This is a genomic window from Ectopseudomonas khazarica, from assembly GCF_004521985.1.
Taxonomy (GTDB): domain Bacteria; phylum Pseudomonadota; class Gammaproteobacteria; order Pseudomonadales; family Pseudomonadaceae; genus Aquipseudomonas; species Aquipseudomonas khazarica.
Window position 1 is genome coordinate 88,105 of record NZ_SBHZ01000004.1, and the last position, 22,994, is coordinate 111,098.

Consider the following 22,994-nt stretch of genomic DNA (forward strand, 5'->3'; position numbering starts at 1 on the left):
AGCTGCGCGCCCATGAACAGACACCTCTACACCCTGCTGCTGCACCTGGCCCTGCCACTGATCGCCCTGCGCCTGGCGCTGCGCGCACGCAAGGCGCCCGCCTACGCGCGCCGTATCAAGGAGCGTTTTTCCTTCGCCCTGCCGCCGCTGAAACCCGGCGGCATCTGGGTGCATGCCGTGTCGGTCGGTGAAAGCATCGCCGCCGCGCCGATGATCCGCGCCTTGCAGGCGCGTTACCCCGAGCTGCCGATCACCGTCACCTGCATGACCCCGACCGGCTCCGAACGCATCCAGGCCCTGTTCGGCGACAGCGTGCAGCACTGCTACCTGCCCTACGACCTGCCCTGGGCCGCCGCACGCTTCCTCGACCGGGTCCGCCCGCGCCTGGCCGTGGTGATGGAAACCGAACTGTGGCCGAACCACATTCATCAGTGCGCCAGGCGCGGTATTCCGGTAGCGCTGGCCAATGCGCGCCTGTCCGAACGCTCGGCACGTGGCTATGCACGCTTTGGCAAACTCACCGCACCGATGCTCGCCGAACTGTCGCTGATCGCCGTGCAGACCCAGGCCGAAGCGCAACGCTTTCTCGACCTGGGCGCACGCCCTGACTGCGTGGAAGTGACCGGTTCGATCAAGTTCGACCTGAAGATCGACGCCGAGCTGCTGCAGCGTGCAGCCGAGCTGCGCCGCCAGTGGCAGGCCGAGCAACGCCCGGTGTGGATCGCCGCCAGCACCCATGCGGGCGAAGACGAGATCGTCCTCGCCGCCCATCGCCAATTGCTGGAGACGCGGCCGAATGCGCTGCTGATCCTGGTACCGCGCCACCCCGAGCGCTTCAACTCGGTCCATGAACTTTGCCTCAGCGATGGACTGACGACACGCCGCCGCGCCACGGGTGAAGCCGTGCAAACCGGCGACCAGGTGCTGCTCGGCGACACCATGGGTGAGCTGCTGTTTCTCTATGCGCTGGCGGACATCGCCTTCGTCGGCGGCAGCCTGGTGGCCAACGGCGGGCACAACCTGCTCGAGCCCGCTGCGCTGGGCAAGCCGGTGCTGAGCGGCCCGCACCTGTTCAACTTCCTCGAGATCGCCGCGCAACTGCGCGCGGCCGGCGCGCTGAGCGAAGTGGCGAACGCCGCGCAACTGGCTGAGCGCACCGCCACCCTGCTGGACACCCCGGCCGAAGCCCAGCGCATGAGCGCAGCCGGCCTGGCCGTGCTCAAGGCCAACCAGGGCGCCCTGGAGCGTCTGCTCGACGGCCTGCGCCGCCTGCTCTAGCCCATGCCGGTGGAGTGCAGGGCGCCGCGACGATAGCGCCGAAAACGAAAAAGCCCGACTCAGGTCGGGCTTTTTCTTTGCTCACAACGGATCAGAAATCCTGATTGTTCTGCAGGCGCGCCTCGGCGGCAGTGGCCAGATCCGGCGGCAGAAAGTCCTTGTCCGGGTTGTAGTCCGGCTTGAGGAAGCTGCCCAGGGCATCCAGGTCGGCCGGGCTGAGGGTGCCAGCCGCCTGCTTCAGGCGCAGGTTGTTGAGGATGTAGTCGTAGCGCGCATCGTTGTAGTTGCGCACGGCGCTGTACAGCTGACGCTGGGCGTCGAGCACATCGACGATGTTGCGGGTACCTACCTGGTAGCCGATCTCGGTGGCCTCCAGCGCACTCTGGTTGGAGATGATCGACTGGCGCCGCGCCTGCACGGTTTCCACGTCGGTGTTCACCGCACGGAACAGGTTGCGGGTGTTCTGCACCACCTGACGACGCAGACTCTCGCGCAGTTGCTCGCTCTGCCCCAGACGCTGGTATGCCTCACGCACCTGCGAGCTGGTCAGGCCGCCGCTGTACAGCGGGATGTTCAGTTGCAGGCCGATGGAGCGCTGCGCAACGTCACCGCTGTAACGCGGCGCACCAAAGGTGCCCGAGTTGGTGAAGCCCAGGCTGTCGTTGTCGCCCTTCTGATAGCTGGCCACGGCATCCAGGGTCGGCGCATGGCCGGCCTTGCGCTGGCGCAGGTTTTCCTCGGCGGCCGTCACGGCGTACAGGCTGGCTTGCAGGTTGAGGTTCTGCGTGGCAGCGGTATCGACCCAGGACTTGGCGTCGTTCGGCGTCGGCGCCAGCACCGGCAGGGAGTGGACGATCCCCTCGACGGCGACATAGTCACGGTTGGTCAGCGCGATCAGCGCTTCGAAGGCGTCGTCCACCGCGCGCTCGGCGAGCAGGCGGTTGGCGCGGGCCGTGTCGAAACCGGCCTGCGCCTCGAGCACATCGGTCTTGTCGGAGAGGCCGACGTCGAAACGCTCGTTGGCCTGGTCCAGCTGGCGCTTGAATGCCGCTTCCTCGGCCTTGGTCGAGGCCAGGTTGTCCTGGGCACGGAGCACGGCGAAGTAGGTCTCGGCGCTCTGCAGGATCAGGTTCTGCTCGGTGGCGGACAGTTCCAGGGCCGCCTGCTCGCTGGTGGCTTCTGCCGCCTGCAGCTGGAACCAGCGGTCGGCGCGGAACAGCGGCTGGCTGAGATTGGCCTGATAGACCAGGCCGCTGCGCGAGAGGGTGGCACTCGGCGAATCGACGTTCGTGCGCGTATCGCCATAGTTGGCACCGGCGGAGAGGTTGGGCAACAGGCCGGCCCTGGCCTGCGGCACCACTTCACGACGCGCCTGATAGTCGGCACGGGCGGCGGCGATATCGGCGTTGTTCTTCGCGGCCTCCTGGTAAACGGTGACCAGGTCGGTCTTGCTGGCCAGCGGTGCCTCTTCGGCCTGAGCCAGGCCCACCGTCGCGGCGGCCACGGCGAGGGCCAGGGAAAGTCTGCGCAACATGAATGTCGATCCTTGAATAGGCGGTAATCGCCAAGGCTACGGGGCGCCGCGGGCGAGGGTCAAGCGCGCCATGGGCGTGAACAGTCTAGCTGGCGGCAAGCTATGTTGCTCGTCGGGAACAATCGGCCCGGCGCAGCGATGATGGTCCGTTTCCGACGCACGGGTCGAGTTTTTTTGACCTCCGGGTTGGTTTTATTCCATCAGCTTGATTAGACTGCCCGAGTTCTTGTCGGGGTGCCCCAAATGCGGGGCTGAGATTGGCAGCTGCCGGATCCCGTTGAACCTGATCAGGTTAAGGCCTGCGTAGGGAACAAGATGTCCTCGCCAACGTCCGGCGAGTCCTCTCGACACCGCCTGTGGTGTATCTCGCGCCCCTCGTCCGCTCAGGTTCCAACTCCGACACCTATCCCGGAGAGAGCCTTGATGAGCACACAACAACAAAAGAACCTGAGTGAATCGGCACAGGTCGACCAGCAGTCGGTACAGCCCTTCCCCCGTTCGCAGAAAATCTACGTCCAGGGCTCGCGCCCGGACATCCGCGTGCCGATGCGCGAGATCAGCCTGGACGTGACGCCGACCGATTTCGGTGGCGAGATCAACGCCCCGGTCACCGTCTATGACACCTCCGGCCCGTACACCGACCCGAACGTCAGCATCGACGTGCGCAAGGGCCTGGCCGACGTGCGCAGCGCCTGGATCGAGGATCGCGGCGACACCGAGAAACTGCCCGGCCTCTCCTCCGAGTTCGGCCAGCGCCGCCTCAACGACGCCGAACTCTCCGCCATGCGCTTCGCCCACGTGCGCAACCCGCGCCGGGCCAAGGCCGGCCACAACGTCAGCCAGATGCACTACGCCAAGCAGGGCATCATCACGCCCGAGATGGAGTACGTCGCCATCCGCGAGAACATGAAACTGGCCGAGGCACGCGAAGCCGGCCTGCTCGACGAGCAGCATGCCGGGCACAGCTTCGGCGCCAACATCCCGAAAGAGATCACCCCGGAGTTCGTGCGCAGCGAAGTCGCCCGCGGCCGCGCCATCATCCCGGCCAACATCAACCACGTGGAGCTGGAGCCGATGATCATCGGCCGCAACTTCCTGGTGAAGATCAACGGCAACATCGGCAACAGCGCCCTGGGTTCCTCCATCGAGGAAGAAGTGGCCAAGCTGACCTGGGGCATTCGCTGGGGTTCGGACACCGTCATGGACCTGTCCACCGGCAAGCACATCCATGAAACCCGCGAGTGGATCATCCGCAACTCGCCGGTGCCGATCGGTACCGTACCGATCTACCAGGCCCTGGAAAAGGTCGGCGGCATCGCCGAGGACCTGACCTGGGAGCTGTTCCGCGACACCCTGATCGAACAGGCAGAGCAAGGCGTGGACTACTTCACCATCCACGCCGGCGTGCTGCTGCGCTACGTGCCGCTGACCGCCAAGCGGGTCACCGGCATCGTCAGCCGTGGCGGCTCGATCATGGCCAAGTGGTGCCTGGCGCATCACAAGGAGAACTTCCTCTACACCCACTTCGATGACATCTGCGAAATCATGAAGGCCTACGATGTGTCCTTCTCCTTGGGTGACGGCCTGCGTCCGGGTTCGATCGCCGATGCCAACGACGCCGCCCAGTTCGGTGAGCTGGAAACCCTCGGCGAGCTGACCAAGATCGCCTGGAAGCACGATGTGCAGTGCATGATCGAAGGCCCCGGCCACGTGCCGATGCAGCTGATCAAGGAGAACATGGACAAGCAGCTGGAATGCTGCGACGAGGCGCCGTTCTACACCCTCGGCCCGCTGACCACCGACATCGCTCCGGGCTACGACCACATCACCAGCGGCATCGGCGCCGCGATGATCGGCTGGTTCGGCTGCGCCATGCTCTGCTACGTCACGCCCAAGGAGCACCTCGGCCTGCCGAACAAGGATGACGTCAAGACCGGCATCATCACCTACAAGATCGCGGCCCACGCCGCCGACCTGGCCAAGGGCCACCCCGGCGCGCAGATCCGCGACAACGCGCTGAGCAAGGCACGCTTCGAGTTCCGCTGGGAAGACCAGTTCAACCTCGGCCTGGACCCGGACACCGCCCGCGCCTTCCACGACGAGACCCTGCCCAAGGATTCGGCCAAGGTGGCGCACTTCTGCTCCATGTGCGGTCCGAAGTTCTGCTCGATGAAGATCACCCAGGAAGTCCGCGACTACGCCAAGGAACAGCGCATCAATGCCGTCGACCTGGACGCCGAGCAAGGCATGCAGGCCAAGGCCGAGGAGTTCAAGGCGCAGGGCAGCCAGCTCTACCAGCGCGTGTAGCAGGCCGTCATGGAAGCTTGATCTGGCGGCACTATGCTCGCTAGTGTGACGGGTAACGGGCCGCAGTCGGCGGACCACAGGTCTGCCGGGCCCGTTACGACCATCAGGAGTGTCCATGGACAAGAACGACATCGAAATCCTCGCGCGCGAAGCGTGCTTTCGCGGCTTCTACCGGCTCGACCGGATCAAGTTGCGCCACCGGCAATATGCCGGCGACATGGGCCCGCAACTGACCCGTGAGCTGTTCGTGCGCCACGACGCCGTCTGCGTGCTGCCCTACGACCCGCAACGCGACGAAGTGGTGCTGATCGAGCAGTTCCGTGTCGGCGCGATGGACAAGGCGGCCAACCCCTGGCTGCTGGAACTGGTCGCCGGCCTGATCGACAAGGACGAGGAGCCCGAGGAGGTCGCCCGGCGCGAAGCGGTCGAGGAAGCCGATCTGATGCTCGGCCCGCTGTGGCCGATCACCCAGTATTTCCCCTCGCCAGGCGGCTCCGACGAGTTCGTCCACCTGTTCCTCGGCCGTTGCGACAGCAGTGGCGCGGGCGGCGTACATGGTCTGCCCGAGGAAGGCGAGGACATCCGCGTGCATGTGCTGCCGCTGGAAGACGCCCTGGCTGCCGTGCGTGACGGGCGCATCAACAACGCGGCCAGCATCATCGCTCTGCAATGGCTGGCACTGAACCGCGACGAAGTACGAGGCATGTGGTCGTGAACCTGCTACGCGAGCGCTATCGGGTCGACCTGGTCGAGCTGCAGGCCGCTTGCGAGGCCAACTACGCCCGCCTGATGCGCCTGCTGCCGCGCATGCGCGAACAGAGCGAGAGCCGCCGTGTCGCCCTCAGCCAGGGCGAGCACCTGCTCGGCATCCTGGCGCTGGAGGTGCTGGAAAGCTGCCCCTACACCACGACGCTGCGCGTTCGCCAGGAGCACAGCCTGCCCTGGTTGCCCGTGCCACAGCTGGAAGTCAGGGTCTATCACGACGCGCGCATGGCCGAAGTGGTCGGCGCCGAGAATGCCCGCCGCCTGCACATTCGCTACCCCTACCCCAACGCGGCGATGCATCAACCGGATGAAAAGAGCCAGCTCAACCTGTTCCTCGGCGAATGGCTGAGCCACTGCCTGGCCTGCGGTCATGAACCCCAGCCGGTGATGTAGCCCCGCCCACCCGGCGATCAAGCTTTTCACTCCCTGGCCGATAGCGCGACGTTGTGCCAGTTTCTGTGATCTGTGTCCGCTTCCTGGGTTTTCCCTTTGCTGCGGCAGCCACCATAATTGCTCTGATTGAGCCCTAGGAGACGGTCTTGCCGAGCCTGCCCATCCCATCCGCTGATTCTTCGGTCCTGCTGGTGCAGTTGTCCGACAGTCACCTGTTCGCCGAAGCGAACGGCAAGCTGCTGGGCATGGATACCTGCGACAGCTTGCAACGCGTGATCGAGCAGGTGCAGCAGGAGCAGCCGCAGATCGACCTGATCCTGGCCACCGGCGATCTGTCGCAGGACGGCAGCGTGGCGTCCTACGAGCGTTTCCGGCAGCTCACCGCAGCGATCGGCGCGCCGTGCCGCTGGCTGGCCGGCAACCATGACGAAACCCCGCCCATGCAGGCCGTGTGCAAGGACAGCGAGCTGCTGCAGCCGGTGATCGACCTCGGCGCCTGGCGCATCATCATGCTCGACTCGTCGATCCCCGGCGCCGTTCCCGGTTTTCTGGCCGACAGCCAGCTCGAACTGCTGCAGCGCGCCCTCGCCGAAGCGCCGCAACGCCACCACCTGGTCTGCCTGCACCACCACCCGGTGGCCATCGGCTGCAAATGGATGGACCCCATCGGCCTGCGCAATCCCGATGCGCTGTTCGCCATCCTCGACCGCCACCCGCAGGCGCGCGCCGTGCTCTGGGGGCATATCCACCAGGAATTCGACCAGCCGCGCGGCAACCTGCGCCTGCTCGCCTCGCCGTCGACCTGCGTGCAGTTCGCCCCCGGCAGCGAGGAGTTCCAGGTCGGCAGCGAGGCCCCCGGCTATCGCTGGCTGCGCCTGCACGCCGATGGCACGCTGGACACCGGGATATCCCGCGTCACCGGCATCCACTTCGAAGTGGATTACAGCGTCAAGGGCTATTGAGCCAGCGGCAAGCGAGACGTGCAGCCCAACGGCCACCGCCCGGCTTTTTCTTGCAGCCTGCAGCTTGCAGCTTGTAACCGCTTTTTGTAGTAGCCTCCCGCTCCATGACTGCATCCATCCTCTATATCCACGGCCTGAACAGCTCGCCGGCCTCGCACAAGGCCAGCCAGCTGAGTCGCGCCATGGCCCGCCTGGGCCTGGACGACCGGCTGCGCGTGCCGGCGCTGCATCATCACCCGCGCCAGGCCATGGCCCAGTTGCAGGCGCTCGTCGCCGAACTGGGCGCCCCCGTGCTGGTGGGCAGCTCCCTGGGTGGCTACTACGCCACCTGCCTGGCCGAGCAGCATGGCCTCAAGGCACTGCTGATCAACCCGGCGGTACGGCCTCACCTGCGCTTCGACGGCTACCTCGGCCCGCAGAAGAACTACTACAGCGACGAGACCTGGGAGCTCACCGAGGATCACGTCGCGGCGCTGGCCGAATTCGAGGTCGCGCCCCCCGTCGATGCCGAGCGCTATCAGGTGTGGCTGCAGACCGCTGACGAAACCCTCGACTACCGCGACGCCGAGCGTTATTACCGCGCCGGCGCGCTGCGCATCCAGGCCGGTGGCGACCACGGTTTCCAGGGATTCGCCGAGCGTCTTCCGATACTCTTCGCTTTTGCCGGCATTGACGCCACACTCTGGCGCGATATCGACTTTTCCGCATTCAATTGATGAACAAGAGAGCCCATGGCCCAGCAGAACGCCTATAACGCCGATGCCATCGAAGTCCTTTCCGGCCTCGACCCGGTGCGCAAGCGCCCGGGCATGTACACCGACACCACGCGCCCCAACCACCTCGCCCAGGAAGTGATCGACAACAGCGTCGACGAAGCCTTGGCCGGTCACGCCAAGTCGATCCAGGTGATCCTGCACGAGGACAACTCGCTGGAAGTGCTCGACGACGGCCGCGGCATGCCGGTGGACATCCACCCGGAAGAAGGCGTTCCCGGCGTCGAGCTGATCCTCACCAAGCTGCACGCCGGCGGCAAGTTCAGCAACAAGAACTACCAGTTCTCCGGTGGTCTGCACGGCGTCGGCATCAGCGTGGTCAACGCCCTGTCGACGCGCGTGGTGGTGACCGTCAAGCGTGACGGCAGCGAGTACCAGATGAGCTTCGCCGACGGCTTCAAGGCCAGCGACCTGCAGGTGATCGGCAGCGTCGGCAAGCGCAACACCGGCACCAGCGTGCACTTCTGGCCGGACGCCAAGTACTTCGACTCCTTCAAGTTCTCGGTCAGCCGCCTCAAGCACGTGCTCAAGGCCAAGGCCGTGCTGTGCCCGGGGCTGTCCGTCACCTTCGAGGACAAGGCCGCCGGCGACAAGGTCGAGTGGCACTACGAGGACGGCCTGCGCTCCTACCTGGTCGATGCCGTCAGCGAGTTCGAACGCCTGCCCGCCGAGCCCTTCTGCGGCACGCTGGCCGGCAACAAGGAAGCGGTGGACTGGGCCCTGCTGTGGCTGCCGGAAGGCGGCGACGCCGTGCAGGAAAGCTACGTCAACCTGATCCCCACCGCGCAGGGCGGCACCCACGTCAATGGCTTGCGCCAGGGCCTGCTGGACGCCATGCGCGAGTTCTGCGAGTTCCGCAACCTGCTGCCGCGCGGCGTCAAGCTGGCCCCGGAAGACGTCTGGGAACGCATCGCCTTCGTCCTCTCGATGAAGATGCAGGACGCCCAGTTCTCCGGCCAGACCAAGGAGCGCCTGTCCTCCCGTGAGGCCGCTGCCTTCGTCTCCGGCGTGGTCAAGGACGCGTTCAGCCTGTGGCTCAACGCCAACCCGGAAACCGGCCTGGCCCTGGCCGAACTGGCCATCAGCAATGCCGGCCGACGTCTCAAGGCGGGCAAGAAGGTCGAACGCAAGAAGATCACTCAGGGCCCGGCACTGCCTGGCAAACTGGCTGACTGCGCCGGGCAGAACCCGCTGCGCTGCGAGCTGTTCTTGGTCGAGGGTGACTCCGCCGGCGGCAGCGCCAAGCAGGCGCGCGACAAGGAATTCCAGGCCATCATGCCGCTGCGCGGCAAGATCCTGAACACCTGGGAAGTCGATGGCAGCGAGGTGCTGGCCTCGCAGGAAGTGCATGACATCGCCGTGGCCATCGGTATCGATCCGGGCTCGAGCGATCTCTCCGGCCTGCGCTACGGCAAGATCTGCATCCTCGCCGACGCCGACTCCGACGGCCTGCACATCGCCACCCTGCTCTGCGCCCTGTTCGTGCGCCACTTCCGTACGCTGGTCGATGCCGGCCATGTCTACGTCGCCATGCCGCCGCTGTACCGCATCGACCTGGGCAAGGAGATCTTCTACGCCCTGGACGACGCCGAACGCGACGGCATTCTCGACCGCCTGGTGGCCGAGAAGCGCCGCGGCAAGCCACAGGTCACGCGCTTCAAGGGCCTCGGTGAGATGAACCCGCCCCAGCTGCGCGAAACCACCATGGACCCGAACACCCGGCGTCTGGTGCAGCTGACCCTGGACGACTTCGAAGGCACCCGCGAAGTGATGGACATGCTCCTGGCGAAGAAACGCGCCGGCGACCGCAAGAGCTGGCTGGAAACCAAGGGCAACCTGGCCGAGGTTCTGGCTTGATGCGCCATCACCTCCTCGCACTCGGTCTGTTGGCCGGCGTGGCCAACGCCGAGCCGGTGCAGCAGGAAGAGCTGCAGCTGCAGCGCGAGTTCCCGGTAACCCAGATGCCCAGCGGCCACCTGTCCGGCCTGGCGATGTGCGGTGAAGCCCTGTGGGCGGTGTCCGATCGTGACGACGATCGCCTCTACCAGCTGCACCAGGAGGATGACCTGCTGCGTGCCGAGGCGGAGACCTTCGTCGCCCCCGAACCGCCGGAAAGCACCCTGCCCTGGGGCCTGCGCATGCGCAACTGGGCGGCCGGGCTGGTACGCGGCGGCAAGCTGGACTTCGAAGGCCTGTCCTGCGACACGCAGGGCAATCGCTACCTGATCAGCGAGACCCGCGCCGCCGTGCTGCAGGTCGCCAGCAATGGCAGCACCGAGTGGCTCAACCTGCCCGGCGCCGTGGTCCGCCAGGCCCGCGCCAGCGGCATGCTGCTGCATTTCAACCAGGGCTTCGAGGGCATTGCCGTCGACCCTGCCGGTGAACGCCTGTGGCTCGCTGCCGAACAGCGCCGTCGTGGCCTGGCCGTGCTGCATCGGCGTGGCAGCAGCTGGCGCTGCACGGGAGGCTGCGTGCTGACCAGCGAAGGCGGCGACGAGCCCTCGCCAGCCGCCCTGGGCGGGCAGATGGCCGCACGCGACTTCTCCGGCCTGGCCTACTTCGGCGAGAAACTCTTCACCCTCGAGCGGCAGTCCCACCGCATCTGTCGGCGCGCGCTGGGCGACGGCGTGGCGGAGCTGTGCTGGTCGTTCGCCGACGAGGCCTTGCGCGAGCCCCGTCGCTACGCCCAGGACTACGGCATGGCCGAGGCCCTGTGGATCGACAAGGAAGGCGCCTGGATCGGCCTCGACAATGGCGAACAGCCCCGTGGCGATGGCGAGCAACGCCCGATCGTCTGGCGCTTTGCCGCGCCCAGGGGCGGCTGGAGCCAGCGCTCGTGAGCGAGCAGGCGCCTGGCCGCCGCGCCGGACGGGTCATGCTGGTGCTCGCCTGGGGCGCCGGCCTGCTGCTGGCCACGCACTTCTTCGGCAACTGGGAAGACAGCCAGCGCAACCCGAACCAGACGCCACAGTCCGTGCATGGCAACGGCTTCGTCGAGGTCAGCCTGGCCAGCAGTCGCCAGGGCCACTACCTGGTGAACGGCGAGATCGACGGCCAGGAAGTGACCTTCCTGCTCGACACCGGCGCCACCGCCGTGGCCGTCCCCGAGGCCCTGGCGCGCAAGCTCGGCCTGAAGCGCGGCGCGCCGATCACCCTGAGTACCGCCAATGGCCGCAGCACGGGCCATCGCACACGCCTGGCGACCCTGCGCCTGGGCGATATCGAACTGCGCGACGTCGCGGCCCTGATCGCCCCCGGCATGGACGGCGACGAAGTGCTGCTGGGGATGAGCGCGCTGCAACAACTCGAATTCAGTCAGAAGGGCGGCACCCTGGTGCTGCGCCAATCAACCTTGCAATGAGGCCCGCATGAGCGAATCCCTCGATTTGAGCCTGGAAGGCGTGGAACGTCGGTCACTCGCCGACTTCACCGAGCAGGCCTATCTCAACTACTCCATGTACGTGATCATGGACCGCGCCCTGCCGCACATCGGCGACGGCCTCAAGCCCGTACAGCGGCGTATCGTCTATGCCATGAGCGAACTGGGCCTGGACGCCGACGCCAAGCACAAGAAATCCGCGCGGACCGTCGGTGACGTGCTCGGCAAGTTCCACCCGCACGGCGACAGCGCCTGCTACGAAGCCATGGTGCTGATGGCGCAGCCGTTCAGCTACCGCTACACCCTGGTCGACGGCCAGGGCAACTGGGGTGCGCCGGACGATCCCAAGTCCTTCGCCGCCATGCGCTATACCGAGGCACGCCTGTCGCGCTACTCGGAAGTGCTGCTGGCCGAGCTTGGCCAGGGCACCGTCGACTGGGTACCGAACTTCGACGGCACCCTCAACGAGCCGGCGACACTGCCGGCACGCCTGCCCAACCTGCTGCTCAACGGCACCACCGGTATCGCCGTGGGCATGGCCACCGACGTGCCGCCGCACAACCTGCGGGAAGTCGCCGCCGCCTGCGTACGCCTGCTGGACGAGCCGGGCGCGACCGTCGAGCAGCTCTGCGAGCACATCCAGGGCCCGGATTTCCCCACCGAAGCGGAAGTCATCACGCCCAAGGCGGACCTGCTGAAGATCTACGAGAACGGTCGCGGCTCGGTGCGCATGCGCGCCGTGTATCGCGTCGAGGACGGCGACATCGTCGTCACCGCCCTGCCGCACCAGGTCTCCGGCTCCAAGGTACTGGAGCAGATCGCCGCGCAGATGCAGGCCAAGAAGCTGCCGATGGTCGCCGACCTGCGCGACGAGTCGGACCACGAGAACCCGACTCGCATCGTCATCATCCCGCGCTCCAACCGCGTCGACGTCGACGAGCTGATGACCCACCTGTTCGCCACCACCGACCTGGAGTCCAGCTACCGGGTCAACACCAACGTCATCGGCCTCGACGGCAAGCCGCAGGTCAAGGACCTGCGCACGCTGCTGCGCGAATGGCTGGAATACCGGGTCGGCACCGTGCGTCGCCGCCTGCAGTTCCGCCTGGACAAGGTGGAGAAGCGCCTGCACCTGTTGGAAGGCTTGCTGATCGCCTTCCTCAACCTCGATGAAGTGATCCGCATCATCCGCACCGAGGACCATCCCAAGCCGGTGCTGATGGAGACTTTCGGCCTCACCGACGTGCAGGCCGACTACATCCTCGACACCCGCCTGCGCCAACTGGCCCGCCTGGAAGAAATGAAGATCCGCGGCGAGCAGGACGAACTGGCCAGGGAGCGCGAGAAGCTGCTGGCCCTGCTCGGCAGCGAAGCCAAGCTGAAGAAGCTGGTGCGCAAGGAAATCATCGAGGACGCCGAGAAGTACGGCGACGACCGCCGCTCGCCGATCGTCGCGCGCGCCGAGGCCAAGGCCCTGTCGGAAACCGAGCTGATGCCGACCGAACCGGTCACCGTGGTGCTCTCGGAAAAAGGCTGGGTGCGTTGCGCCAAGGGGCACGACATCGATGCCACCGGCCTCTCCTACAAGGCCGGCGACGGCTTCAAGGCCGCCGCACCGGGGCGCTCCAACCAGTACGCGGTGTTCATCGACTCCACCGGGCGCAGCTACTCGCTGACCGCCCATTCGCTGCCCTCGGCACGTGGCCAGGGCGAACCGCTGACCGGCCGCCTGACCCCGCCACCGGGCGCCAGTTTCGAATGCGTGATGCTGCCGGAAGACAGCGCCCTGTACGTGATCGCCTCCGATGCCGGCTACGGCTTCGTGGTCAAGGGCGAGGACCTGCAGGCCAAGAACAAGGCCGGCAAGGCCCTGCTGACCCTGCCCAACGGCGCCAGGGTGGTACCGCCCAAGCCGGTGACGAACCTGGAGGACGACTGGCTGGCCGCAGTGACGACCGAAGGTCGCCTGCTGCTGTTCAAGGTCACCGACCTGCCGCAACTGGGCAAAGGCAAGGGCAACAAGATCATCGGTATCCCCGGCGAGCGCGTGGCCTCACGCGAGGAGTACCTGACCGATCTGGCCGTCCTGCCCAATGGCGCCAGTTTGGTTTTACAGGCCGGGAAGCGTACCCTGACACTCAAAGCCGACGATCTGGAACACTACAAGGGTGAGCGCGGCCGCCGTGGCAACAAGCTGCCTCGCGGCTTCCAGCGCGTCGACCAGCTCCTGGTGGAATAGCGTCGGCAGACATGCCGTCCATTCGTGATATCCGCGCTACCGGCAAGCGGCCAAGGCTGGAGTCGTAGCGCGGTTTGACGGATGATACGCGCCCTGGGTCATGCGCAAATGACCTCACCTGCATGATATGGGATCGATGTGCAGCTGCCCCAGAAGCGGCTGCCGGGAACGAATGATGACTGTAGTACGCCCCCTGGCCGTGCTTCTGATGACGCTGCTCACGCTCAGTGGTTGCAGCCTGCTGCAGCAGAAGCCCGTACCGCTCTATCAACTGGACAGTGGCAGCGCCGAGACGCCGACCAAGGACAACGGTGTCACGGTCCTGGTCGGCCCGATCAGCGTGGCCGACTACCTGCGCCAGCAGAACCTGCTGCAACGCCAGGCCGACGGCAGCCTGGTGGCCGCGCAGAACGCTCGCTGGGCCAGCGGCCTGGCCAACGACATCGACCAGCAGATGCTGCGTCAGCTGGCCTGGCGCCTGGATAGCCAGCGCCTGGTTCTGGCCCCTGCGGCACCGGGCTTCAGTGCCGATGCCCAGGTCATGCTGACCATTACCCGCCTCGACTCCGGCCCCACTCAACCGGCCGTGCTGGAGGCCCAGTGGCGCCTGCTCGACCGTCGCGGGCAACTGCGCGACAGCCGCCTGATCCGCCTGGAAGAAGCTCACAGCGGCACGCTGGCCGAACAGGTAAAGGCGCAGAGCACGCTGGTGCAGCGCCTGGCCAGCGAGCTGGCCGTCGCCATCCAGCCGATCGCCATCGCCGAGGACCCGACGCCGGAGCCGCCGCGCCGCAAGCCGCCCGTCGCCAAGGCCAAGCCGGAAGAGCCCGCCGGGCCGAAGATCCCGGTGGCCGAGCCGATCAAGATCGATACGGAAGTCTTCCGTTTCTAAGCAAAAAGCCCGCAGATGCGGGCTTTTTTCATGGAGTCTCCGCGCTATTTCAGCTCGCTGGAGCTCTTGCCCAGCAGGCGCCTGGCGACGATCAGCAACTGGATCTGCTGGGTGCCCTCGAAGATATCGAGGATCTTCGAATCCCGCGCCCACTTCTCCAGCAGCTCATCCTCGGCATAACCGCTGGCGCCCGCCAGTTCGACGCACTTGAGCGTCACCTCGCTGGCAACGCGCCCGGCCTTGGCCTTGGCCATCGACGCCTCTCTGGAGTTGGGCAGCTTGTTGTCGGCCATCCAGGCCGCCTTGAGCGTCAGCAGACGCGCAGCCTCCCATTCGGCTTCCAGGCGGTAGAGCGTCGCTTCGGCATGGCTGACGCTGAGCAGCGGCCGGCCATGGTCCAGGCGACAACCGGCCTCGCGCAGCAGCTCACGGGTGCGGTCGAGCGCGGCCTTGGCCACACCGACCGCCATCCCCGCGACCAGCGGCCGGGTATTGTCGAAGGTTTCCATGACCCCGGCGAAGCCCTTCTGCACATCGACCTCCGCGTTGCCCAGCAGGTTGGCCGCTGGCACGCGGCAGTCAGTGAAACTGATCGATGCCGTGTCCGAGGCCTTGATGCCAAGCTTCTTCTCCAGACGCGTCACCGTCATGCCGGGCGTGCCCTTCTCCACCACGAACGACTTGATCGCCGCTCGTCCCAGACTGCGATCGAGACTGGCCCAGACCACCACGGCATCGGCACGCTCGCCGGAGGTGACGAAGATCTTCTCGCCATTGATCACATAATGATCACCGTCCTTCACGGCAGTGGCGCGAATCGCTGCGGAGTCCGAGCCACAGCCCGGCTCGGTGATGGCCATCGCGGCCCAGGTCCTGCCCAGGCGGGCCAGCTGCTCGTCATTGGCGACCGCGGCGATGGCGGCGTTGCCCAGCCCCTGACGCGGCATGGCCAGGAGCAGGCCGACATCGCCCCAGCACAGCTCCATCACGCCCAGCAGCGCGGCCATGTTGCCGCCATTCTTGACGCCCTCCTGCTGCTCACGCGCCGCGCCACGCTTGCTCGCCGAGCCGGCACCGACGGCATCGGGCGAGCCCTCGTTCATGCCGTCGAGCAGCGCAGCCAACATGTCCAGCTCCTTCGGATAGGCATGCTCGGCCTTGTCGTACTTGCGCGAGATCGGCCGCAGATAGCGGGCCGCGACCTGATGGGCCTGGCGCTGCAGGCCGGCGAACTTCTTCGGGGTTTCCAGATTCATGATGAGCTACCTGTCAGAGATGAAGACCACCGGCGAGCACCGCCAGGCTGCGCAGGTCGCGGTACCAGCGCTCGACCGGGTGCTCCTGGGTGAAACCGTGACCGCCGAGCAACTGCACCGCGTCGCAACCGATCTTCATCGCCTTCTCGGTACAGAGCAGGTGAGCCAGATAGGCTTCGCGGTGAAACGGCCTGCCGCTCTCGGCCAGCGCACAGGCGCGCCACAGCATCAGGCGCATGGATTCGAGTTCGATGGCCATCTCGGCGATCATGAAGGCCACGCCCTGGCGATGACTGATCGGTTCACCGAAGGCCTGCCGCTCGTTGCAGTAAGGCACCACGTAGTCCAGCGCGGCCTGCGCGGTGCCCACCGCCAGGGCACAGAAGGCCAGCGCCGAGTAATCGAGAAAGGCGCGAAAATCGAAATCGTCCGCCGCCAGGCGCTGCCCGGCGGGCACCTTGACCGACTTGAACTGGATACGCGCCAGTTCGCAGGCCTTGAGCCCCATGGCCGGATCGGCCTGCCGCGTGATGCCCTTGCTGGCCGCGTCGACGAGGAACAACGCAGCTCCGTCGCTGGCCTGTGCCGTCACCAGCAGGCGACTGGCGGACATGCCGCCAAGCACCAGCACCTTCTCGCCATCGAGCAGGTAATGCTTGCCACGTCGCCGGGCGCGGGTCGCAGGCGCTTGCGGGTCCGCCAGGACGGCCGCTTCGCTCACCGCCAGGGCATGCAGCGGGGCCCCTTCGTCGCTGACGAAGGCGGGCAACCACTCGGCCTGCTGCTCTGGGGAGCCCCAACGGCGAATGCAGTTGGCCGCTGACAACGGCCCCAGCAGCGTGGCCGCCAGAGAGAAGTCGCCCTGGGCCAGGCTCTCGGCGATCAGCGCGTTGCTCAGCACGGTGCGCTCGCCGGCCAGACCGCCCTGCGCTTCACTGACCCCGTAATGCACCAGCCCCAACTCGCGGGCCTGGTTCAGCAGCGCTGCCGGCACCCGCCCCGCGCCATCGGCCTCGTGCGCCGCCGGGCGCAACACGTCCAGCGCGAAGCCCTGGAGCATGTCCACCAGCATCTGCTGATCATCGGAGAGTGTCAGGTCGAACAGGTCGTCGCCCTGCGGGCGTTCGATACGCGGCTTGCCGGACGCGCGCTGGGCGACCAGGCGAAAGCTGGCGCGACTGCCGCTGTAGATGAACTTCTCGAAGGGTTTGCGCAAGTTCAGGCGGTCCGGCCAGTCGGCCTGCGCCACCTTGCTCAGCACGCTCAGGGCCTGGCCCTGTACATCGACTTTCATGGCATCTCGCTCCACGCGGGTGATGCCACCGATGATGCGCCGGCCGCTGGCGAGCGACTATGACCCTCAAGCCGCGAGCATACGGCAGTCGGGTCAAGCCGGAAGCAGCGTGGGCATGGCTGGCGCCAGGCCCACTGCCGGCATCACTTGTTGCGGATCTTCTCGACGATGGCCGTGGTGGAGCTGTTCTCCACCAGGCCGAGGACGCGGACCTCGCCACCATAGGCCTGGACGATGTCGGCGCCCACCACCTGGTCGACGCCATAGTCGCCGCCCTTGACCAGCACGTCCGGCTGCACCTGCTTGAGCAGGCGCTCCGGGGTGTCCTCGCTGAAGCTCACCACCCAGTCCACCGCACCGAGGCCGGCGAGCACCGCCATGCGACGGTCGACGGCGTTGATCGGCCGGCCCGGGCCTTTCAGGCGACTGACCGAGGCGTCGTCATTGATCGCCACGATCAGCCGGTCGCCCTGCGCGCGCGCCTGCTCCAGGTAGGTCACGTGGCCGGCATGGAGGATGTCGAAGCAGCCGTTGGTGAAGACGATCCTCTCGCCATGGGCACGCGCGTCCTCGATGGCGATGAGCAGCTGGTCCAGGCTCAGCACGCCGCGCTCGGAGCCTTCCTCGCGCTGGACCGCGCGGCGCAATTCCGGAGTGCTGATCGCCGCCGTACCCAGCTTGCCGACGACGATGCCCGCTGCGAGATTGGCCAGGGCCACGGCATTCGGCAGCTCCTCGCCGGCGGCGATGGACGCCGCCAGGGTGGAGATCACGGTATCACCCGCGCCGGTCACGTCGAACACTTCGCGGGCACGCGCCGGCAGGTGCAGCGGCGCATGCTCCGGGCGCAGCAGGGTCATGCCATGCTCGCCACGGGTCACCAGCAGGGCGCCCAGTTCCAGCTCGCGCATCAGCCTGGCGCCCTTGCTGACCAGCTCGGCCTCGTCGACGCAGCCGCCGACGATGGTCTCGAACTCGTGCAGGTTGGGGGTGATCAGGCTGGCGCCGCGGTAGATGGAGAAATCCTTGCCCTTGGGGTCGGCCAGCACCGCGATGCCGCGGGCACGCGCCAGCTGGATCAGCGCCTGATGATTCTGCAGCGCGCCCTTGCCGTAATCGGAAAGCACCAGCACCTTGACCCCGGCGAGCAACTGCTCGACCTCACGGGCCAGTGCCGCGCTGTCAGTATCGAAAGGCTCCTCGAAATCCATGCGCAGCAGTTGCTGGTGGCGGCTCATCACCCGCAACTTGACGATGGTCGGCTGCTTGTCGAGACGCTGGAAGTGGGTTTCCACGCCCACCCCACGCAGGCTGTCGCTGAGGCTGTCGGCGGCTTCGTCCACGCCGGTCACGCCGACCAGCAGGGCACGCGAACCGAGCGCCGCGATATTCAGGGCGACGTTGGCAGCGCCACCGGGACGATCCTCGATCTGGTCGACCCGCACCACCGGCACCGGCGCCTCCGGAGAGATCCGTGAGGTACCGCCATGCCAGTAGCGATCGAGCATCACGTCGCCCACCACCAGAACGGCGGCTTGGTCATAGCGGGGCATGGTCAGTTTCATTGCGGCTCCAGAAGGGGAGAAAAACGGGAAAAATCATAGCATGACCAACTCGGGGTACGACTCAGCGCTGGCGTACCCAGAACAGCTCGTGCCGGCGCACCGCCTTGCGGAAGAACTCGTCCTCGCCCGTGGCGGGCCAGCGACGCCCAGCCAGCAGCCGCTGGATCAGGCGGCGCAGGCGTTTCTTCATTGGCAGCGCGCCCTGCAGGTCATGCTGCAGGGCCAGCGCCATGGCCTTGTCCAGCTGCCGCTCGGCATCGAGCGACGGGCTCCACAGGCGATCGGCCGGCAGCGCACTGATCGCCGGCGGCAGGGGGACGCCCATGCCCGCCGGGCCCATCGGCCAGCGGTCGTTGTCATGCAGGTGGTTGGCGTACAGCAGCAGGGTCTGCGGCTGCCAGCGAGTCTGCGCGCAGGCCTCGAGCACGGCGCGCGTGCTGGCGACGTGATCGTGATGCGGGTCCAGCTCCGGGTGCGGGGTCAGCAGCACCTCGGGGCGGTAATGCTCGATCACGGCGGCCAGATCGGCGATCAGGTTGTCCCAGGTCGGCTGGCCGTCGGCATCGGCGGGCAGAGACAACGGATTGTGCCGGCGCACGCTGCGCACGTCGCATTCGCCGGACTCGCGCGAGGCGAACGGCGTCTGCGGCTGCTCGGCCATGGCAGGCAATTGCAGGCAGTAGTAGCCAAGCTGGACGCAGCGCGCCTGCGCCACGCCGCCCCAGAGTGGCGCGGCCAGGCTGTCCCAGGCACGCAGGCGGCCCTTCAGACGGGCCGCAGCGACCTGGTCCAGACCCAGGCGCTGATAGCCCTGCGCCTCGATCTCGCCCTGAGTCAGGGTGACGATGGCCGTCTCGGACGAGCGGCTGTACTGACCGAAGGCCGCCAGTTCGGCATCGTCGGCATGTGGCGCGATGATCAGCATGCGCTGCGCGGCGAAGTCGGGATTGCGCATGGCATGCAGGCGCAGCCCGCCGTCGATGCGACAGAAGCGCGGGACGATGCTCAGCCCATGCGCCTGTTGCCCGGACAGGTTGAGGTAACGCCGCCCCGCCACGCCACGCTCGAAGTCCTGGCGGTCATCGCCGATCCGCACGTGGGGATCGAGCCAGCGCCCGAGCCAGGTCGCCTGCAGGCGCAGCTCGAGCAGCAGGGTGTCGTAACCCGCGAGATCGGCCTCGACCTGCAACGCACCCTGCTCGATACGCACCGGCACACTGACGCAATCGGCCGGGAAGTCATACTGGTAGTCATCGCGCGGCGAATAGAACAGATGATCGGCGAACCAGGCCTCATGCGCGATCCAGCCCAGCACCAGGAGCAGTGGCGGCAGCCACCAGGCGACGAAGACGCCCAGCAGCGCCAGCGCCAGCAGGGCCAGCAGCAGGACCGTGCGCTTGTTGCGCCGGTGGCGTTTGAGCAGTTGTTGCTTGCGTCCGTTCATCGCCTCACACCTGATAGACCGGCACCCGGTTGCACCAGCGGTCCTTGTACTCGCGATCGGCACGGCCGAAGGAGTAGCGCAGCGGCTTGCCCAGCGCCCGCGCCTGTTCCCACTCGCGCTGCGTGTTGACGAAGCTGAGCACGCTGCCGGGGCTGAACTCGCGCTGCTGCGGATCGACCCCGCCGTTGATGTACTCGAGGCTGATCCACTGCGGCGCCTCCACGCGATAGAGCACCTGGATCGCGACCGGCTCGTCATTCAGGTAGATCAGCGAACCGGTCATGAACTCGCGCAACAGGCCGAACACCTCGGCCAGGTGATCCTTGCCCGTGGCTTCGAAGCCCCAGCGGCGCTGGAACAGGTCGGCGTAGATGCGCGCCTGCTCCTGCGCAGTCAGCTCCAGCATCGGCCGGATCACGCCGCCCGCCTCTTCCAGCAGGCGCTGTTCGCGACGCTGGTTGTAGCGGAATTTCTTGCTGTACTGCTCCGGCTCACGCGCCAGCGCCAGGCCCTCGGGCTGCTCGCTGACACCGAGAAGCCCGGCGGCGTTCAGTTCGGACAGGTAGCGTGCACGGTGGCGCAGCGCGACCTGTGCGCCAGCCGCCAGCGGCAGGATGATTTCGGCATTGCCCAGATCGAACAGGCCGCGCTTGCCGCGTTGCTTCAGCACATCCTTGGACAGGGCCAGGTGCCGCCCCCAGGTGGCGATGGCCGCATGCAGCTGGCCATCGACCTGCCAGCCCAGGTAGCGCACGGCGATACCGGCCAGCCCGGCCAGCCGTGCTACCACCTCGGGATGCGTCGCCACGCTGCCGCCGAAACGCGCCCACGCGTCGGCATAATCGGCTGCCGAAATCGGCGCCCAGCCCCGTTCACGCCAGAATTGCAGATGACTCAACATCAGGCGTCGTGCTCGTCAGTGACGACCGCATCGCCTTCTTCGAACTGCTTGGCATGCAGACGCGCGTAATAGCCGTTCTGCGCCAGCAGTTCGGCGTGACTGCCACGCTCGACGATCTGCCCCTGATCCATCACCAGAATCAGGTCGGCCTTCTCGATAGTGGTCAGACGGTGCGCGATGACCAGCGTGGTACGACCCTGCATCACCTGATCCAGCGCGGCCTGGATATGCCGCTCGGATTCGGTATCGAGCGCCGACGTGGCCTCGTCGAGGATCAGCAGTGGCGCATCCTTGAGCAGCGCGCGGGCGATGGCCAGGCGCTGACGCTGGCCACCGGAAAGCAGCACGCCATTCTCGCCGACCAGGGTGTCGTAACCCTGGGGCATCTTCTCGATGAACTCGGCGGCATAGGCATCACCCGCAGCCTGACGCACGGACTCCAGCGGCGCACCGGCCAGGTCGCCATAGGCGATATTGTTGCGCACGGTGTCGTTGAACAGGGTGACGTGCTGGGTCACCAGCGCGATGTGCCGACGCAGGTTACGCAGGGTGTAGTCCTCGACGTCCAGGCCGTCGAGCAGAATCTGCCCCTGCTCGTGATGGTAGAAGCGCGGAATCAGGTTGGCCAGGGTCGACTTGCCACTGCCGGAACGGCCGACCAGCGCCACCATCTGCCCGGGCTCGGCGACGAAGGAGATGTTTTCCAGCACCGGTTTCTCGGTGCCCGGATAACTGAAGCTGAGGTCACGCACCTCGAGCCGGCCGCTGACACGCTCACGCGCCTGCGTACCATGATCGACCTCGGGCTCCTCGTCGAGCTGCTCGAAGATGCTCTCGGCACCAGCCACGCCCTTCTGGATGGTCGAGCTGACCTCGGACAACTGCCGAATAGGCTTGGGCAGCAGGCCAGCCAGGGTGATGTAGGCCACCAGGTCGCCCGCCGACGAATCACCGCGCAACAAAAGGACGAGGAACATCAATGTGGCCATGGCGCTGTAGATCACCAGCTGCAGCGATGGCGTATAGACGGCGCCTGTACGAACCATCTTCAACTGCTTGTTCCGGTTCTCCTCGCTGGCATCGAAGAAGCGCTGTTTCTCGTAGTCTTCGCCACCGAAGCTGCGCACCACGCGATAACCCTGGATGCTCTCGGACGTCACATGCGTGACGTCGCCCATGCTGGTCTGAATCTTCTTGCTCTGCTTGCGAAACTTCTTGCTGGTGCTGGTCACCATCACGCCAATCACGGGCAGGATCGCCACCATGACCAGGGTCAGCTTCCAGTTCATCCACAGCAACGTGGCAAACAGGAAAATGACCGTCATCCCCTCACGCACCACGACCTTGATCGCATCGGTGGCCGCACCGGTGACCATGGTCACGTTATAGGTGATCCGCGAGATCAGGTGCCCGGAGTTGTGGTTATCGAAATAGCGATTGGGCAGGGTCAGCAGGTTGTTGAACAGCGCGATACGCAGGTCCTGCACCAAGCCCATGGAAACCTTGGCCAGATAGTAGTTGCCCAGGAAGGAACCGATCCCTTGCCACAGCGCGATCAGGACGATCAGCAGGGGCACCGCCTGCAGCAGCTTGAGATGCGCCAGCCAGGGCGCATGCTCGAGCAACCAGGGTACGCCACCAAACAGACTGGCTTCGGGGTTCGACAAGCCATCGACGAAGTACTTCAGGATGTACCCCAGCATTGGCTGGGTAGAAGCGAAAATCAAAAAGCCGATGATACTGATGGTGAACAGGCCCCAGTAAGGAACCACATAGCGCAGCAATCGCAGATACACCTTCATGCTGGATTGCTGGTCGGAATTGGCCATTCGGCTCGCCTCGTACACTGGCAGGATTAGCAAAAGACGGATTGTACCAGCCCAGTACGCCAAGGAATCCATGCACTCAGGAACTTTCACGCTCGCAGGCATGGAGCCAAAGCGAAATCAAAACGACATCACAGCATATCTACAATCAGCCGCCCGGCAGCCTGAAGAAAGCCCTGCCGCCCA

18 protein-coding genes and 1 riboswitch are annotated in these 22,994 nt (G+C 66.2%); of the genes, 11 read left to right on the plus strand and 7 right to left on the minus strand.

The genetic code is table 11. The annotated features are described in order from the left end of the window. Positions 1-12: 12 nt before the first annotated feature. Positions 13-1,278: a lipid IV(A) 3-deoxy-D-manno-octulosonic acid transferase gene (gene waaA / locus EPK82_RS06060; protein WP_134676038.1), complete on the plus strand. Its 1,266-nt coding sequence runs from the start codon at positions 13-15 to the stop codon at positions 1,276-1,278. Between the two features lie 91 nt (positions 1,279-1,369). On the opposite strand, the gene EPK82_RS06065 is transcribed toward waaA, so the two are convergent. Further along, positions 1,370-2,812: a TolC family outer membrane protein gene (locus tag EPK82_RS06065; protein WP_037054867.1), complete on the minus strand. Its 1,443-nt coding sequence runs from the start codon at positions 2,810-2,812 to the stop codon at positions 1,370-1,372. A gap of 220 nt (positions 2,813-3,032) precedes the next feature. After that, a riboswitch (TPP riboswitch) is annotated at positions 3,033-3,139 on the plus strand. Between the two features lie 96 nt (positions 3,140-3,235). Between EPK82_RS06065 and thiC the strand changes: the two genes are divergently transcribed. The 10 genes from thiC (at position 3,236) to EPK82_RS06115 (ending at position 14,522) form a co-directional block, all read left to right on the plus strand. Continuing rightward, positions 3,236-5,119 (plus strand): phosphomethylpyrimidine synthase ThiC, encoded by a 1,884-nt coding sequence (gene thiC / locus EPK82_RS06070; RefSeq protein WP_134676039.1) that lies wholly within the window; start codon positions 3,236-3,238, stop codon positions 5,117-5,119. A 115-nt stretch (positions 5,120-5,234) separates the two neighbouring features. Beyond that, entirely contained in the window at positions 5,235-5,834 is a 600-nt protein-coding gene (locus tag EPK82_RS06075) for an NUDIX domain-containing protein (protein WP_037054869.1), read from the plus strand. Continuing rightward, positions 5,825-6,277, plus strand: coding sequence for a DUF1249 domain-containing protein (locus tag EPK82_RS06080; RefSeq protein WP_037054870.1), 453 nt, complete (start codon positions 5,825-5,827; stop codon positions 6,275-6,277). Before EPK82_RS06075 ends, EPK82_RS06080 begins: the two co-directional genes overlap by 10 nt. 146 nt (positions 6,278-6,423) lie before the next feature. Beyond that, on the plus strand, positions 6,424-7,239 hold the full coding sequence (cpdA, locus tag EPK82_RS06085; RefSeq protein WP_134676040.1) for a 3',5'-cyclic-AMP phosphodiesterase: 816 nt from the start codon (positions 6,424-6,426) through the stop codon (positions 7,237-7,239). 104 nt (positions 7,240-7,343) lie between these two features. Beyond that, positions 7,344-7,955 (plus strand): YqiA/YcfP family alpha/beta fold hydrolase, encoded by a 612-nt coding sequence (locus tag EPK82_RS06090; RefSeq protein WP_037054874.1) that lies wholly within the window; start codon positions 7,344-7,346, stop codon positions 7,953-7,955. Between the two features lie 15 nt (positions 7,956-7,970). Further along, positions 7,971-9,869, plus strand: a complete 1,899-nt coding sequence (parE, locus tag EPK82_RS06095; protein ID WP_037054875.1) for a DNA topoisomerase IV subunit B — start codon at positions 7,971-7,973, stop codon at positions 9,867-9,869. After that, complete coding sequence (locus EPK82_RS06100) at positions 9,869-10,852, plus strand: esterase-like activity of phytase family protein (RefSeq protein WP_134676041.1); 984 nt, start codon at positions 9,869-9,871, stop codon at positions 10,850-10,852. The genes parE and EPK82_RS06100 overlap by 1 nt, the downstream gene beginning before the upstream one ends. Next, entirely contained in the window at positions 10,849-11,373 is a 525-nt protein-coding gene (locus EPK82_RS06105; RefSeq protein WP_037054879.1) for a retropepsin-like aspartic protease family protein, read from the plus strand. The genes EPK82_RS06100 and EPK82_RS06105 overlap by 4 nt, the downstream gene beginning before the upstream one ends. Positions 11,374-11,380: 7 nt before the next feature. Continuing rightward, entirely contained in the window at positions 11,381-13,630 is a 2,250-nt protein-coding gene (parC, locus tag EPK82_RS06110; protein ID WP_134676042.1) for a DNA topoisomerase IV subunit A, read from the plus strand. A 172-nt stretch (positions 13,631-13,802) separates the two neighbouring features. Next, positions 13,803-14,522, plus strand: a complete 720-nt coding sequence (locus EPK82_RS06115; RefSeq protein WP_037054883.1) for a PqiC family protein — start codon at positions 13,803-13,805, stop codon at positions 14,520-14,522. A 44-nt stretch (positions 14,523-14,566) separates the two neighbouring features. Here EPK82_RS06115 and EPK82_RS06120 read toward each other — a convergent pair whose 3' ends face one another. The 6 genes from EPK82_RS06120 to msbA all read right to left on the minus strand — a co-directional run bounded on the left by EPK82_RS06120 (position 14,567) and on the right by msbA (position 22,811). Beyond that, complete coding sequence (locus EPK82_RS06120; RefSeq protein WP_047591114.1) at positions 14,567-15,778, minus strand: acyl-CoA dehydrogenase family protein; 1,212 nt, start codon at positions 15,776-15,778, stop codon at positions 14,567-14,569. A 13-nt stretch (positions 15,779-15,791) separates the two neighbouring features. After that, positions 15,792-17,072, minus strand: a complete 1,281-nt coding sequence (locus tag EPK82_RS06125; RefSeq protein WP_037054887.1) for an acyl-CoA dehydrogenase family protein — start codon at positions 17,070-17,072, stop codon at positions 15,792-15,794. A 143-nt stretch (positions 17,073-17,215) separates the two neighbouring features. Beyond that, positions 17,216-18,637, minus strand: a complete 1,422-nt coding sequence (hldE, locus tag EPK82_RS06130) for a bifunctional D-glycero-beta-D-manno-heptose-7-phosphate kinase/D-glycero-beta-D-manno-heptose 1-phosphate adenylyltransferase HldE (RefSeq protein WP_134676043.1) — start codon at positions 18,635-18,637, stop codon at positions 17,216-17,218. A 61-nt stretch (positions 18,638-18,698) separates the two neighbouring features. Continuing rightward, on the minus strand, positions 18,699-20,081 hold the full coding sequence (locus EPK82_RS06135; protein ID WP_134676044.1) for a PIG-L deacetylase family protein: 1,383 nt from the start codon (positions 20,079-20,081) through the stop codon (positions 18,699-18,701). Positions 20,082-20,085: 4 nt separating this feature from the next. Further along, entirely contained in the window at positions 20,086-20,982 is an 897-nt protein-coding gene (locus tag EPK82_RS06140) for a GNAT family N-acetyltransferase (RefSeq protein ID WP_134676045.1), read from the minus strand. Next, positions 20,982-22,811: a lipid A export permease/ATP-binding protein MsbA gene (msbA, locus tag EPK82_RS06145; RefSeq protein ID WP_134676046.1), complete on the minus strand. Its 1,830-nt coding sequence runs from the start codon at positions 22,809-22,811 to the stop codon at positions 20,982-20,984. The genes EPK82_RS06140 and msbA overlap by 1 nt, the downstream gene beginning before the upstream one ends. Positions 22,812-22,994: the final 183 nt, after the last annotated feature.

Coding starts and splice junctions, on each gene's coding strand:
- waaA (WP_134676038.1), top strand. CDS start 13: ATGAACAGACACCTCTACACCCTGCTGCTGCACCTGGCCCTGCCACTG.
- EPK82_RS06065 (WP_037054867.1), bottom strand. CDS start 2,812: ATGTTGCGCAGACTTTCCCTGGCCCTCGCCGTGGCCGCCGCGACGGTG.
- thiC (WP_134676039.1), top strand. CDS start 3,236: ATGAGCACACAACAACAAAAGAACCTGAGTGAATCGGCACAGGTCGAC.
- EPK82_RS06075 (WP_037054869.1), top strand. CDS start 5,235: ATGGACAAGAACGACATCGAAATCCTCGCGCGCGAAGCGTGCTTTCGC.
- EPK82_RS06090 (WP_037054874.1), top strand. CDS start 7,344: ATGACTGCATCCATCCTCTATATCCACGGCCTGAACAGCTCGCCGGCC.
- parE (WP_037054875.1), top strand. CDS start 7,971: ATGGCCCAGCAGAACGCCTATAACGCCGATGCCATCGAAGTCCTTTCC.
- EPK82_RS06100 (WP_134676041.1), top strand. CDS start 9,869: ATGCGCCATCACCTCCTCGCACTCGGTCTGTTGGCCGGCGTGGCCAAC.
- parC (WP_134676042.1), top strand. CDS start 11,381: ATGAGCGAATCCCTCGATTTGAGCCTGGAAGGCGTGGAACGTCGGTCA.
- EPK82_RS06115 (WP_037054883.1), top strand. CDS start 13,803: ATGATGACTGTAGTACGCCCCCTGGCCGTGCTTCTGATGACGCTGCTC.
- EPK82_RS06120 (WP_047591114.1), bottom strand. CDS start 15,778: ATGAATCTGGAAACCCCGAAGAAGTTCGCCGGCCTGCAGCGCCAGGCC.
- EPK82_RS06125 (WP_037054887.1), bottom strand. CDS start 17,072: ATGAAAGTCGATGTACAGGGCCAGGCCCTGAGCGTGCTGAGCAAGGTG.
- hldE (WP_134676043.1), bottom strand. CDS start 18,637: ATGAAACTGACCATGCCCCGCTATGACCAAGCCGCCGTTCTGGTGGTG.
- EPK82_RS06135 (WP_134676044.1), bottom strand. CDS start 20,081: ATGAACGGACGCAAGCAACAACTGCTCAAACGCCACCGGCGCAACAAG.
- EPK82_RS06140 (WP_134676045.1), bottom strand. CDS start 20,982: ATGTTGAGTCATCTGCAATTCTGGCGTGAACGGGGCTGGGCGCCGATT.
- msbA (WP_134676046.1), bottom strand. CDS start 22,811: ATGGCCAATTCCGACCAGCAATCCAGCATGAAGGTGTATCTGCGATTG.